We start from the raw sequence: 13,401 nt of genomic DNA on the forward strand, positions 1-13,401 counted from the left end.
TGGCCGCCGTCCGTCGGGCCCGGCTCACTTGGCCAGGTTCAACTCCTTCAACAGCCGCGGCGCCGGCATCACTTCCTGCATGATCCAGTGCAGGTAACGCGTGTCGACCGCGATCATCCGGGTCATCGCCGGGTCGAACACCCAGTTCGAACTCACCGACTCCCAATTGCCGTCGAAGGCCAGGCCGACCAGCTTGCCCTGCGCGTCCATCACCGGCGAGCCGGAGTTGCCGCCGGTGATGTCCAGGTCGGACAGGAAGTTGACCGGCACCGTGCCCAACCGCTTGTCTTCCAGCCCGCCGTAACGCTTGGCCTTGGCCGCATCCAGCAGCGCCTTGGGCGAATTGAACGGCTCCACGCCGGTGTCCTTGGCGACCACGCCTTCCAGCGTGGTGAACGGGGTGTAGGCCACGCCATCCTTGGGCACGTAGCCCTTGACGTTGCCGAAGGTGATGCGCAGCGAAGAGTTGGCGTCCGGATACACGGACTCACCCTGACTCTTCTTGTAGTCGGCCACGGCCTGCAGGTAGCGCGGACGCGCCAGCAGTTCCTCGCCCTCGCGGCGCTTCTGGTCCTGCTCGATCTGCAGCAGGGTCGGCATCAGCGCCACCGCATAGCGCAGCGCCGGATCGTCGCTGGCCTCGAACGCGGCACGGTCGGCATGCAGCCACTTCAGGCGCGCATCGGTGTTGCCCAACTGGGTACCGGCCAGGCGCGCGGCGGCGGCCTGCGCATCGGCGCCGGCCAGCCACTGGTCCAGCGCCGGCAGGCGCTGCGCCTTCGGCAACTTCAGGTACTGGTCGAACCAGTAGCGCTGCAACTGGCTGTCCATGGACGCGACGTAGCGGCGCTCCATCTGCTTCATCGCACCCTCGATCTCGGGCAGGTCGCGCTCCTGGTAGCCCGGCTCACGCTCGGCGTCCGGCTTGGCGCGTTCGATCGACAGGCGATACAGCGACACCGCACTGCCGAGCGCGCCGGTACGCTGCATCTGCCGCAGCACCAGGTCGCGATCGCGCGTCGCCTTGGCCTGCTCGCCCAGCGCCAGCAGCTGCGCATGCGCCTGCAGCGCGGCCTTGCCCTCGCCGCCCTGGCGCTTGAGCCAGTCCAGCACCGCGCGTTCCTCGGCGTGCTTCTTGGCCGCCGCATCGATGCGCTTGAAGCCTTCCAACTGGCCTTCGTAGTTCTTGGCGACGTTGTTCCAGCTGGCCATGGTCGCCGCGTACTTCACCTGGATGTCCGGGTTCTGCTTGCCGGCCTGCTCGACCAGCGCGATCAGATCGCGGTATTGGCGCGCGGCGGTCGGATAGCCCCAGTCGGCGGTGGCGTCGAATTCGGAGGCCAGCGCATAGCGGTTGGTGCGGCCCGGGTAACCGGCGACCATGACGAAATCGCCGGCGCCCAGCGGCTGGTCGGCGAACTTCAGGAAGTGCTTGGGCTGGTACGGCACGTTGTCCTTGGCATAGGCGGCCGGCTTGCCGTCCTTGCCGACGTAGGCGCGGTAGAACGAGAAATCGCCGGTGTGGCGCGGCCACATCCAGTTGTCGACGTCGCCGCCGAACTTGCCGATGCCCGACGGCGGCGCGTAGGCCAGGCGCACGTCGCGGATTTCCAGGGTGCGGAACAGACGGTAGGTGTTGCCGCCGGAGAAGCTGTACAGCTCGCAGCGGTAGCCGGCATCGGCTTCGCACGCGGCGACCTGGGTCTTGTCGAAATCCTCCAGCGCCTGCGTGCGCTTGAGCGCGTCCTTGCCGGCGGCGGCCATCGCCGCCTTGGCCTGCGCGGTGACGTCGGTGATGCGGTCGAGCACATAGATGCGCGCGTTCGGGCCGGCACTCAGCTCCGCACCCTGGCTGGCGGCGCTGAAGCCGTCGCGGATCAGGTTCTTCTGCGGGGTCGAGTTGAGCTGGATCGCGCCGTAGGCGCAGTGGTGGTTGGTCACGACCAGACCCTGCGGCGAGACGAAGCTGGCGGTGCAGCCGCCCAGCGAGACCACCGCGCCCATCGGGTCGCCAGTGAGGTCGGACAGCTGCTGCGGCGACAGCTTCAGGCCGGCCTGCTGCAGCGGCCCGGCGATGTCCGGCAACTGCTGCGGGACCCACATGCCCTCGCCGGCCTGGGCGGTGGAGACACCGGACAGGGCGGCCACGGCGGCGATGGCGACAGCCAACGAATTCGAACGCATCGAATAGCTTCCTTGATGACAGACGTTAGAGTGTAACGGCTGTCACCAATCGCCCGGACCGTGACCAATGGCACCCTGGGGCGTGTCGCCCAGTCCCGGGCACGTCCTGACCGCGCCGCAACATGGGCGCACCGGCCGGGCGCTTATACTGCGCGCCCTCTTCCCATCGAATCTGCACCGACATGGCGCAAACAATGAAGGCGCTGGTCAAGCGCGACGCCGCCAAGGGCATCTGGCTGGAACAGGTGCCGGTGCCGGTCCCCGGCCCCAACGAGGTGCTGATCAAGCTGGAAAAGACCGCGATCTGCGGCACCGACCTGCACATCTACCTGTGGGACGAGTGGAGCCAGCGCACCATCAAGCCCGGCCTGACCATCGGCCACGAGTTCGTCGGCCGCATCGCCCAGCTCGGCTCGGCGGTCACCGGCTACGAGGTCGGCCAGCGCGTCTCGGCCGAAGGCCACATCGTCTGCGGCCACTGCCGCAACTGCCGCGGCGGACGTCCGCACCTGTGCCCGAACACGGTCGGCATCGGCGTCAACGTCAACGGCGCCTTCGCCGAGTACATGGTGATGCCGGCCTCCAACCTGTGGCCGATCCCCGACCAGATCCCCTCCGAACTGGCCGCGTTCTTCGACCCCTACGGCAACGCCGCGCACTGCGCGCTGGAGTTCGACGTGATCGGCGAGGACGTGCTGATCACCGGCGCCGGCCCGATCGGCATCATCGCCGCGGGCATCTGCAAGCACATCGGCGCGCGCAACGTGGTGGTCACCGACGTCAACGACTTCCGCCTGAAGCTGGCCGCGGACATGGGCGCGACCCGCGTGGTCAACGTCGCCAACACCTCGCTCAAGGACGTGATGGCCGACCTGCACATGGAAGGCTTCGACGTGGGCCTGGAGATGAGCGGCAATCCGCGCGCCTTCAACGACATGCTCGACTGCATGTACCACGGCGGCAAGATCGCCATGCTCGGCATCATGCCGCGCGGCGCCGGCGCCGACTGGGACAAGATCATCTTCAAGGGCCTGACCGTGCAGGGCATCTACGGCCGCAAGATGTACGAGACCTGGTACAAGATGACCCAGCTGGTGCTGTCCGGCTTCCCGCTGGGCAAGGTGCTGACCCACCAGCTGACCATCGACGAATTCCAGAAGGGCTTCGACCTGATGGAAGAAGGCAAGGCCGGCAAGGTCGTGCTGAGCTGGTAAGGCGCGCGCCGCGGCAACGCGGCGATACCGGAAAAACACGAAGGGCGCCTTGCGGCGCCCTTCGTCGTTTCACGAGACGATGCGATCAGAACGCGATCGTGCCCGAGACCACCACACGGTGACCGGCCAGGCGCTCGGTGAAGTTCTCCGGGCCCTTGTTGTCGGTGTCGTAGTAACCCACGCTCAGCGCCAGCGGGCCGACCATCTTGCCCACGCTGACGTTGTAGTCGGTGTAGTCCTGGTACGCGGTCAGCGCGCTTTCGTAGGTGGTGCGGCCGACGTGCGCGCCGACGCTGAAGCCCTGCGGCAGCGCCCAGTTCCCGTCCAGCGCGTAGTAGAAGCTGTCGCGGTCGAGGTTGTACACGTTGTCGGTGTACGCCACGGTCAGGGTGTAGGTCTTGAGGAACTTGGTCTTGGTGATCAGTTCGTTGTAGTTCGACTTGCCGGCGCCCGGGTAGCCGTAACGGTTGACCATCACGTCGAAGTTCCAGTCCGGCGAGAAATCGACGTTGTAGCCGACGAAGCCGTCCACTTCCCAGTCCGGATCGCCCGCGCCGAAGTCGACGTTGGAGCCCCAGGTGCCCACGTACAGGCCGAACGGCGAGGTGTAGGTGAGGCCGGCCTGGAACGCCGGGCCCTTGTCGGTCTGGGAGACGCCGCGGAACACGTAGTCGCTGACCACGCCGTAGGAGCCGGTGATCGGCGAAGCCGGTTCGTCCTGGGCCAGGACGGTGAACGGCGAAGCGGCCAGTGCGACGGCCAGGGCGAGAGTGGTCTTGTTCACCGGTCATTCTCCTGTGGGTTGACGAGGGTGGGTTGCCGCAGCGGGACGCATGCGCTTTCACGCTTTTTTAACTGCTTTGATCTTGCAGTGCAACAACTTTTCGCCCAGCGCATGCCATGGCCTGACACAAGCCTGTACTTTTGCGTCACGTGCGGACACGGCCGGCGCGCCGGCGTTGGCCTCAAACTCGACAGGCATGGACCCGGCCAGCGACCTGGCGGTCACGTCGAGGCCGATCGGGCCAGCCGCTGGCGGCACCGGCGCGCAGCCGCGCCAATGGGCGATCGGCATGGCGCGATGGCGCCTCAGTCGGGCCGGGCGAACACCCCGAAGCGGCGCGCGCGCAGGTGCAGCGGCTGGCCCGGCGCGTAGTCCGGCACCCCCTCGCCCGCCGGCAGCTCCACCTCCACCTCGTCGTGGCCGTGCGCCAGTTGCGCGCGCAGGCGCAGGCGCGGGCCGCTGCGCTGGATCGACAGCACCGTCGCCGCCCAGCCCTCGCTGCCGGGCGCCAGGTCTTCCGGCCGGACATACAGTTCGACCGGGCCGCTGGACAGCGGCGTCGACGGCGCCGGCAAGGCCAGCCCACCGACCTGCACCGCACCGTCGTGCAGACGTGCCGGCAGCCGGTTCACCGCGCCGACGAAGGCGTACACGAACGGCGAGGCCGGCTGCTCGTAGACCTGCGCGGGACTGCCGATCTGCTCGATCCGGCCGCGGTTGAGGATCGCCACGCGGTCGGCCAGTTCCAGCGCCTCCTCCTGATCGTGGGTGACGAACACCGTGGTCAGGCCGGTGCGTTCGTGCAGTTCGCGCAGCCAGCGCCGCAGGTCGCGGCGGACCTGCGCGTCGAGCGCGCCGAACGGTTCGTCGAGCAGCAGCACGCGCGGCTCGATCGCCAGCGCGCGGGCCAGCGCCACGCGTTGGCGCTGGCCGCCGGACAGTTGCGCCGGGTAGCGCCGCTCCAGGTCGTGCAACTGCACCAGCGCCAGCAGCTCCTGCACCCGCGCACGAATGCGCGACTCGCTCCAGCGCGCCTCGCGGCGCACGCGCAGGCCGAAGGCGATGTTCTCGTACACGCTCATGTGCTTGAACAAGGCGTAGTGCTGGAATACGAAGCCGACCCGGCGCGCCTGCACCGACAACGCGGTGGCGTCCTCGCCGTGGATCAGCACGCGGCCGCGATCGGCGTGTTCCAGGCCGGCGATCACCCGCAGCAACGTGGTCTTGCCGGAGCCGGACGGCCCCAGCAGCGCCAGCAGTTCGCCCTGGCGGATATCCAGGCTGACGTCGTCGAGCGCGGCGAAATCGCCGAAGCGCTTGCCCAGGTGCTGCAGGCGGATGGTCATCGCAACCTCAATGTCGGTGAGTGGCGGCCAGCGCCGCGCCGTGGCGCCAGTGCAGCCAGGACTTCACGGCGAGCGTCAGCAGCGCGGTCAGCGCCAGCAGGCTGGCGCAGGCGAAGGCGGCGCTGTAGGCGTATTCGTTGTAGAGGATCTCCACATGCAGCGGCAGCGTATTGGTGCGCCCGCGGATGTGCCCGGACACCACCGACACCGCGCCGAACTCGCCCATCGCCCGCGCACTGCACAGCAGCACGCCGTACAGCAGGCCCCAGCGGATGTTCGGCAAGGTCACCCGGCGAAAGGTCTGCCAGCCGCTGGCGCCCAGGCTCAGCGCCGCCAGTTCCTCGTCGTCGCCCTGCTGCTCCATCAGCGGCATCAGTTCGCGCGCGATGAAGGGGAAGGTGACGAAGGTGGTCGCCAGCACGATGCCCGGCAGCGCGAACACGATCCGCGGCAGGCGCAGCACCACCTCGCCCAGCAGCGGCAGGGACAGCCGCACGCCCTCGTCGATCAGCGGCCAGGCCCAGCCGTTACGGCCGAAGATCAGGATGAACAGCAACCCGGCGACCACTGGCGACACCGAGAACGGCAGATCGATCAGGCTCACCAGCAGGCGCTTGCCGGGGAAGCGGTGCTTGCTCACCGCCCAGGCCGCGGCCACGCCGAACACCAGGTTCAACGGCACCACGATCGCCGCGACCAGCAGGGTCAGGCGGATCGCCGCCAGCGCGTCCGGATCGGAGATCGCACGCCAGAACACGTCGGCGCCGCCGCGCAGCGCCTCGGTGAACACCAGCAGCAAGGGCAGCAGCAGAAACGCCAGCAGGAAGACGAGCGCGCCGCCGATCAGCAGCCGCTGCACCCAGCGCGGCTCGTCGACCACCGAGGCCTGCGCGTGCGCGGCGACGGCGGCAGCGCCGGCCTGCCCCGGGACGTGCGCGGCGAGCGCGGACACGACCGACGCCATCACGCCACCGCCCTGCCGCGCCGCGCGAACCAGGCCTGTGCCGCATTGACCAGCAGCAACGACAGCAGCGACAACAGCAGCATCGCCGCGGCGATCGCGCTGGCGCCGCCGTAGTCGAATTCTTCCAGGCGGATGGTGATCAGCAGCGGCGCGATCTCGGTGGCGTTGGGCAGGTTGCCGGCGATGAAGATCACCGAACCGTACTCGCCGACGCCGCGCGCGAAGGCCAACGCGAATCCGGTCAGCACCGCCGGCCACAGCGTCGGCAGCAGCACCCGGCGCACCGTCTGCCAGCGCCCGGCACCGAGCGTCGCGGCCGCCTCCTCCAACTCGCGCTCGGCCTCGGCCAGCACCGGCTGCACGATCCGCACCACGAACGGCAGCCCCACGAACACCAGCGCCACCACGATGCCCAGCGGCGTGTAGGCGACCTTGACCCCGCCGGCGCCGCTGCTCTGCATCAGCCCGGCATAGCCGATCAGCAGGCCGCCGACGCCCAACGCGGCCAGGCCGAGCACGGCGACCGTGCCAAGCAGGCGCTGCAGCGCACGCAATGGTGCCGGCAGCAGCGACTGGCTGCGCCGCAACAACGCGTAGCCGATGGCCGACAGCGCCAGCAGCAACGCCAGCCGCGGCCACCACCAGGCCAGTGCCGGCAGGCTGGCCGCCAGCGCCTGCGCGGGCTGCTCCAGCCAGCGTCCGATCCAGCCGTTGCTGCCGTACAGCGCAGTCAGGGCGATGCCGGCCACCGCGGTCGGCAGGGCGAACGGCAGGTCGATCATCGCGTCGAACAGGCGCTTGCCGGGAAAGCGATAGCGCACGAACACCCAGGCCACCCAGGTGCCCATCACCGCATTGAACGCCGCCGCGGCCAGCGCAGTGCCGAAGCTCAAGCGCAACGCCGCCAGCACCCGCGGCTCGCTCCACACCCGCCACACGCCGTCCCAGCCCAGCCCGCTGGTCTTGAGCAGCACCGCGAGCAAGGGGATCAGCACCACCAGTCCCAGCCAGGTCAGGGTGATGCCCAGGCTCAACCCCAGGCCCGGCATCACCCGGCGCTGGCGCGGTGCACGGGCAACGGCGGCGGCGGTCACGGCCATCGCGTCACTTGCTCGCCTGGATCTGGTCGAACAGGCCGCCGTCGTCGAAGTGCGTGGCCTGCGCCTTGGCCCAGGACCCGAACGCCTGGTCGATGGTGACCAGGCGCACCTTCGGCAGCCGCGCCAGATCGGCGCGGTCGGCGTACTCGGGATGGCGCGGCCGGTAATAGTGCTTGGCCGCGATCCTCTGTCCTTCCGGCGAGTACAGGTACTTCAGGTATTCTTCGGCGACCGCGCGGGTGCCGTGCTTGTCGACGTTCCTGTCGACCAGCGCCACCGACGGCTCGGCCAGGATCGACAGCTTCGGCACCACGATCTCGAACTTGTCCTGGCCCAGTTCCTGCTGCGCCAGGAACGCCTCGTTCTCCCAGGCCAGCAGCACGTCGCCGATGCCGCGCTGGACGAAGGTGGTGGTGGCGCCGCGCGCGCCGGTGTCCAGCACCGGCACGTTGCGGAACAGCGCGCGCATGTAGGTGAGGATGCGCTCGCGATCGCCCTTGAAGATGTGGTCGGCGTAGGCCCAGGCGGCCAGGTAGTTCCAGCGCGCGCCGCCGGAGGTCTTGGGATTGGGCGTGATCACCGACACGCCGTTGCGCAGCAGATCGGGCCAGTCCTTGATCCCTTTCGGATTGCCCTTGCGCACCAGGAACACGATGGTCGAGGTGTACGGCGCGCTGTTGTCCGGCAGGCGCGTGGCCCAGTTCGCATCGATCAGCTTGCTCTTGGCGGCGATCGCATCGACGTCGTAGGCCAATGCCAGCGTCACCACATCCGCCTCGACCCCGTCGATCACCGCGCGCGCCTGCTTGCCGGAGCCGCCGTGCGAGGTCTCCACCGCGACCTGCGCGCCGGGATGCAGCTGCGCCCAATGCTTGGCGAAGGCGGCGTTGTAGTCCCGGTACAGCTCGCGGGTGGGATCGTAGGACACGTTGAGCAATTGCGTCTCGGCAGCGGCCGCGGCCCCGGCGAACACGCACAGCGCGAGCGCGAGCAGCGGGCGCCAGCGGCGCGGCGGAAGGCTGGACATGGACGGTTCTCCGAAAACACACAGGCCGATGCCGCGGCCGATGCCCGCCGCGGACCATGACGCATGCTGCGCAGCGGCAGGCGGCGGGTGAAATGACTTCCCGGCAGCGGCTCATGCCATTTGCGCATGACGACCCCGGCCTTCGCGGGCGCCGCGGTAAAATCGCCGTCTCTTTCCGCCGCGCGTGCCCGTCATGACCGACTCCCGCCTCACCCAGCACTACGCCGAGGAACTGGACGCGATCCGCGCCCAGGGCCTGTTCAAGTCCGAGCGCATCATCGTCGGCCCGCAGGCGGCGGAAATCGTCCTCGCCGACGGCCGCCGCGTGCTCAACTTCTGCGCCAACAACTACCTGGGCCTGGCCGATCATCCGGCGCTGATCCAGGCCGCCAAGGATGCGCTGGACACGCACGGCTTCGGCATGGCCTCGGTGCGCTTCATCTGCGGCACCCAGGACCTGCACAAGCAGCTGGAAGCGCAGATCGCCGCGTTCTTCGGCACCGAGGACACCATCCTCTACGCCGCCTGCTTCGACGCCAACGGCGGCCTGTTCGAACCGCTGCTGGGCGAGCACGACGCGATCATCTCCGATGCGCTCAACCACGCCTCGATCATCGACGGCGTGCGCCTGTGCAAGGCCAAGCGCTTCCGCTACGCCAACTGCGACATGGCCGACCTGGAAGCGCAGCTGCAGGCGGCCGACGCCGCCGGCTGCAAGACCAAGCTGATCACCAGCGACGGCGTGTTCTCGATGGACGGCTTCATCGCCCCGCTGGACGAGATCACCGCGCTGGCGAAGAAATACAACGCGCTGGTGCACATCGACGAATGCCATGCCACCGGCTTCCTTGGCGCCAGCGGCCGCGGCTCGGCCGAGGTCAAGGGCGTGCTGGACAAGATCGACATCTTCACCGGCACCCTGGGCAAGGCCATGGGCGGCGCGTTGGGCGGCTTCACCACCGGCCGCCGCGAGGTGATCGAACTGCTGCGCCAGCGCTCGCGGCCCTACCTGTTCTCCAACTCGCTGCCGCCGCACGTGGTCGCCGCCGGGATCAAGGCCTTCGCGATGCTCGACGCCGCCGACGACCTGCGCGCACGCCTGGTCGAGAACACCGCCTACTTCCGCGAGCGCATGGCCGCCGCCGGGTTCGACATCAAGCCCGGTACCCATCCGATCTGCCCGGTGATGCTGTACGACGCGCCGCTGGCGCAGCGCTTCGCCGAACGGCTGCTGGAGGAAGGCATCTACGCGATCGGCTTCTTCTTCCCGGTGGTGCCCAAGGGGCAGGCGCGGATTCGCACCCAGATCAGCGCCGCGCACACCCGCGACCACCTGGACCGGGCGATCGAGGCGTTCATCCGCATCGGCCGCGAGCTGGGCGTCATCACCGCCTGAGATGCGCGCCGCGCTGCGCCAACGGCTGTTGCTGGCGGCGCAGACCGACGCGCAGGCGCAGCCTGCAGCCGGCGGTTGGCATAGCCGCTGCCTGCATTGCCGGCGACGCCTTGACTTGCGCGGCGACGGCGAGCCGCTGGGCCATTGTTCGCTCGAACATGTGGTGCCGCAGGCCTGGTTCGGGCGCCGCGCCGCGGCAGCGTTGTGCGCCCAGGTGGGCGACGATCCCAACGATGCACGCAACCTGGCGCTGGCCTGTGCCGGCTGCAATCACGCCAAGGGTCGCCACCACGATGCGCGCGGGCCGCAGGATGCGCGCGCCCGCGACGTCGTCGCCGCGTTGCTCAGCGCGCGGTTGGCACGCTGGCGTCCGCCGCCGGCGCCAACGCCGTGACTTCGGCGGCGCTGAGTTCGCGCCAGGCACCCTTGCCCAACTCGCCCAGCGCCAGCTCGCCGATCGCCACCCGCACCAACCGCAGCACGTCCAGGCCGAGCGCGGCGAGCAGCCGCCGGATCTGCCGGTTGCGGCCCTCGTCCAGCACCACTTCCAGCCAGGCATGGCGCTCGCCCTGGCGCAGCAGGCGCACCTGCTTGGCGCGGAGCGGTTCGCCATCGTCGACCACGCCGGCACACATCCGTGCCAGCAGCGCCGCGTCGGGCACCGCGTCCACCTGCACGTGATAGGTCTTGTCCGGGCCGCTGCCCGGGTCGGTCACCCGCGCCGCCCATTGCGGGTCGTTGCTGAACAACAGCAGGCCCTCGCTGGCCTTGTCCAGGCGCCCGACCGGTGCCAGCCACGGCAGGCCGGCACCGTCGAAACAGCGATAAACGGTGTCGCGGCCGCGTTCGTCCTGCGCACTGGTGACCAACCCGCGCGGCTTGTTGAGCATCAGGTACAGGCGCGCGGTGTCGGCCAGCGGCGCGCCGTCCACGGCCAGCCGGTGGCGGCCCTGCAGGATCGGGAATTCGGGATCGGTGACGATGCGCCCGTCGACGGTGACACGGCCGGCGGCGATCCAGCGTGTGGCCTCGGTACGCGAGCACAGGCCAAGCTTGGACAGGGTGCGGGCCAGGCCGTGACGCGGCGTGGCTGGCGCGGCGCCGCGCGCGGAAGGGCGCGGACGCGCGGGCACCGCCGGGGACGACGCCGGACGACGGGAACGCGGCGGCTTGGCCCCTCGCACTGCGCGAACGGGCGCGGCCGCAAGCGGCCGCGCGCCGGACTTACTGCTTGTTGGCGTCGGCCGGCGCCGGCGCCTCGGCGGCGGCAGCCGGTACCGGTGCCGGACGCGCCTTGACCACGCGAACGCCGCGCGCCTTCATCCAGGCGTCGAACTCCTCGGCGGTCATGCGCTTGCCGTTCTGGCTCATGTCGAACCGCCAGGGCGTGTTGTCGAAGGCGGTGGCCGGCTTGTACGCGGCCGGATCGTTCGGCTTCACCGCGCCCGGGGTGGCGTTGGCCAGGCTCTGGCAGCCTTCGGCGCGCAACCGCAGCAGCACGCGGTCCAGCGACTGGTCGCTGCTGTAGGACTGGGTCAGCACGCCGCTGGGCATGCCCAGCTGCACGTTGCGGCTGAACAGCTCCGAAGCGACCGGCGCGGCGACCGTGGCCGGCAGCGCCAACGGCTTGGGCAGCAGATCGCCGGAGCAATCCGGTGCGGCGTGGGCCGCAGGAATCAGGGCGAGCGCAAGCAGGCTGGCCGTCACGATACGCAGCATCGGTTTTTTTCCATTCAGGCGAGTCGACGAGCGAGTGTAGGCAGGGCCCGGCGTGCTTTCAACTGTTACCGGCACTACATGCGCTAAATAATTGGGATTGCTGAAAAAATTCAGCTTTGACCGGCGGGCAATGCAGCTCATGTAGGAGCGGCTTCAGCCGCGACAGGCGTTCCTGGGAAGGCCCGTCGCGGCTGAAGCCGCTCCTACGGCAATACCGAAGAATCCATTCGCCGTCCCATAAAAACAAAGCCCGGCACGAGGCCGGGCTTTGCTTGAGACTGGAAGCGTCCGATTAGTTCTGGACGTTCAGCTCGGTACGACGGTTCTTGGCACGGCCTTCCGGATTGTCCGAACCATCCGGGTTGGTGTTCGGCGCAATCGGACGGCTCTCGCCGTAGCCGATCGGACCGACCAGACGCGAAGCGTCCACGCCGTTCTTGGTCAGGTAGTCGTACACGACGCGGGCGCGACGCTCGGACAGCTTCTGGTTGTAGGCTTCGGTACCCTTCGAGTCGGTGTGACCGGCAACCTCGACACGCAGGTCGGGGTAACGCTTCAGGATCTCGGTCGCTTCACCCAGGATCGCCACGGCGTCCGGACGCAGGTTCGCCTTGTTGAAGTCGAAGTTGACGCCCTTCAGGTCGATCGACACCGGCACCGGGCAGCCGTCCGGACCGATGGTCTGGCCAGGCTGGGAGTTCGGGCACTTGTCGTCGCAGTTGTTGACGCCGTCACCATCGTCGTCCAGGTCGGCGCAGCTCGGCGCAGCGGCCGGCGGCGGCGGCGGGGCGACCGGGGCAGCCGGCGGCGGGCCCAGCGGAATCACGACGCCGACCGAAGCCAGCACGTCGCCGAACCAGTTCTGCGACGGAGCGGCAACGCTCTGGTCGTCGAAGTCAGCGCGGTAGGCCACTTCGGCACGCACGGCAACGCGCTTGTCGAAGGTGGTCTGCAGACCGACGCCGGCCTTGGCGGCAAAGTTGCCGTCCTTGCGCTGGCCCGGGGAGACCGGACCGCCGGTGTCGAACTCTTCTTCCGAGCGCTGGTAGCCCAGGCCGAACAGCAGGTACGGGTTCCAGCCGCGGCCTTCCTGGATGAAGTGGCGACGCAGGTCGAACGAGATGCCGTACTGGCTCCAGTTCAGGTCCTGGTTCTTGTCGAAGTTCGGGTTCTGATAGTTCAGCTCACCGTCCAGCGACCAGTTCGGGTTGATGAACTTGCCCAGGCCCAAGGTGACGAAGGGCGCATCGTTGGTGGTGCGATCCTTGTCCTGGAAGTTGAAACCAGCCGAACCGGTCAGGTACCAGCGGTCGTCGAATTCCTGCGCGGACGCTGCCTGGGCGACGGCCAGACCGCCCAGCAACGCGGCGGTGAGAATTTTCTTGTTCATTAATACAACTCCTTGTTTCGGGGAGATAGAAACCGGTAGAGGCATGGTTCAGTACAGATGTCTCGTCACATCCAGACGGCCGTTTCCGCACGCCATCGCCGCGCACATTATGCGCGGCATAGTGAAGATGGCGTTAACGGGCACGTAACATGTGAAAGTCAACGCCAGCCGCTGCAAGGCCGTGGATACACCCTATACAGGTTGATGAAATCCCGCAATGCGGCGGGGAGATGACCGTTTGCGGTCGTAGACAAGCGCCCACAGGGCGACCCAGTTC

Annotated in this window: 13 protein-coding genes; 3 read left to right on the forward strand and 10 right to left on the reverse strand. The window is 68.6% G+C overall.

The genetic code is table 11. The annotated features are described in order from the left end of the window. Positions 1-24: 24 nt before the first annotated feature. Positions 25-2,184, reverse strand: a complete 2,160-nt coding sequence (locus tag GGR64_RS04470) for a S46 family peptidase (RefSeq protein WP_184644143.1) — start codon at positions 2,182-2,184, stop codon at positions 25-27. A 182-nt stretch (positions 2,185-2,366) separates the two neighbouring features. On the opposite strand from GGR64_RS04470, the gene tdh reads away from it, so the two are divergent. Beyond that, entirely contained in the window at positions 2,367-3,398 is a 1,032-nt protein-coding gene (gene tdh, locus GGR64_RS04475) for an L-threonine 3-dehydrogenase (protein WP_160966143.1), read from the forward strand. Between the two features lie 85 nt (positions 3,399-3,483). Here tdh and GGR64_RS04480 read toward each other — a convergent pair whose 3' ends face one another. From GGR64_RS04480 to GGR64_RS04510, 6 genes are read right to left on the reverse strand one after another with little or no spacing between them, the layout of a single operon-like run. Continuing rightward, positions 3,484-4,182: a TorF family putative porin gene (locus tag GGR64_RS04480; protein ID WP_160966141.1), complete on the reverse strand. Its 699-nt coding sequence runs from the start codon at positions 4,180-4,182 to the stop codon at positions 3,484-3,486. A 57-nt stretch (positions 4,183-4,239) separates the two neighbouring features. Next, positions 4,240-4,473 (reverse strand): hypothetical protein, encoded by a 234-nt coding sequence (locus GGR64_RS04485; protein ID WP_184644145.1) that lies wholly within the window; start codon positions 4,471-4,473, stop codon positions 4,240-4,242. A gap of 14 nt (positions 4,474-4,487) precedes the next feature. After that, positions 4,488-5,528 (reverse strand): sulfate/molybdate ABC transporter ATP-binding protein, encoded by a 1,041-nt coding sequence (locus tag GGR64_RS04490; RefSeq protein ID WP_184644147.1) that lies wholly within the window; start codon positions 5,526-5,528, stop codon positions 4,488-4,490. 7 nt (positions 5,529-5,535) lie between these two features. Then, the gene (gene cysW / locus GGR64_RS04495; protein ID WP_160966135.1) at positions 5,536-6,492 is read right to left on the reverse strand and encodes a sulfate ABC transporter permease subunit CysW; all 957 of its coding nucleotides are present in this window, start codon (positions 6,490-6,492) and stop codon (positions 5,536-5,538) included. Then, complete coding sequence (locus tag GGR64_RS20790; RefSeq protein ID WP_260302774.1) at positions 6,492-7,592, reverse strand: ABC transporter permease subunit; 1,101 nt, start codon at positions 7,590-7,592, stop codon at positions 6,492-6,494. The genes cysW and GGR64_RS20790 overlap by 1 nt, the downstream gene beginning before the upstream one ends. A 4-nt stretch (positions 7,593-7,596) precedes the next feature. Then, positions 7,597-8,619, reverse strand: coding sequence for a sulfate ABC transporter substrate-binding protein (locus GGR64_RS04510; RefSeq protein WP_260302775.1), 1,023 nt, complete (start codon positions 8,617-8,619; stop codon positions 7,597-7,599). A gap of 193 nt (positions 8,620-8,812) precedes the next feature. Here GGR64_RS04510 and kbl point away from each other — a divergent pair, with 193 nt between their 5' ends. Both kbl and GGR64_RS04520 read left to right on the forward strand, forming a co-directional pair. Next, the gene (gene kbl / locus GGR64_RS04515) at positions 8,813-10,015 is read left to right on the forward strand and encodes a glycine C-acetyltransferase (RefSeq protein ID WP_184644149.1); all 1,203 of its coding nucleotides are present in this window, start codon (positions 8,813-8,815) and stop codon (positions 10,013-10,015) included. Position 10,016: 1 nt separating this feature from the next. Next, on the forward strand, positions 10,017-10,409 hold the full coding sequence (locus tag GGR64_RS04520; RefSeq protein ID WP_160966129.1) for an HNH endonuclease: 393 nt from the start codon (positions 10,017-10,019) through the stop codon (positions 10,407-10,409). Here the strand turns inward: GGR64_RS04520 and GGR64_RS04525 are convergent. The 3 genes from GGR64_RS04525 to GGR64_RS04535 form a co-directional block, all read right to left on the reverse strand. Next, positions 10,360-11,148, reverse strand: a complete 789-nt coding sequence (locus tag GGR64_RS04525; RefSeq protein ID WP_326520299.1) for a pseudouridine synthase — start codon at positions 11,146-11,148, stop codon at positions 10,360-10,362. The two genes, GGR64_RS04520 and GGR64_RS04525, sit on opposite strands and share 50 nt — an antisense overlap. A gap of 91 nt (positions 11,149-11,239) precedes the next feature. Continuing rightward, positions 11,240-11,734: a hypothetical protein gene (locus tag GGR64_RS04530; RefSeq protein ID WP_160966125.1), complete on the reverse strand. Its 495-nt coding sequence runs from the start codon at positions 11,732-11,734 to the stop codon at positions 11,240-11,242. 292 nt (positions 11,735-12,026) lie between these two features. Next, positions 12,027-13,124 (reverse strand): OmpA family protein, encoded by a 1,098-nt coding sequence (locus GGR64_RS04535; protein ID WP_160966123.1) that lies wholly within the window; start codon positions 13,122-13,124, stop codon positions 12,027-12,029. Between the last annotated feature and the right edge of the window lie 277 nt (positions 13,125-13,401).

Origin of the sequence: Xanthomonas sp. 3307 (genome assembly GCF_014199735.1) — a bacterium.
Lineage (GTDB): Bacteria > Pseudomonadota > Gammaproteobacteria > Xanthomonadales > Xanthomonadaceae > Xanthomonas_A > Xanthomonas_A rydalmerensis.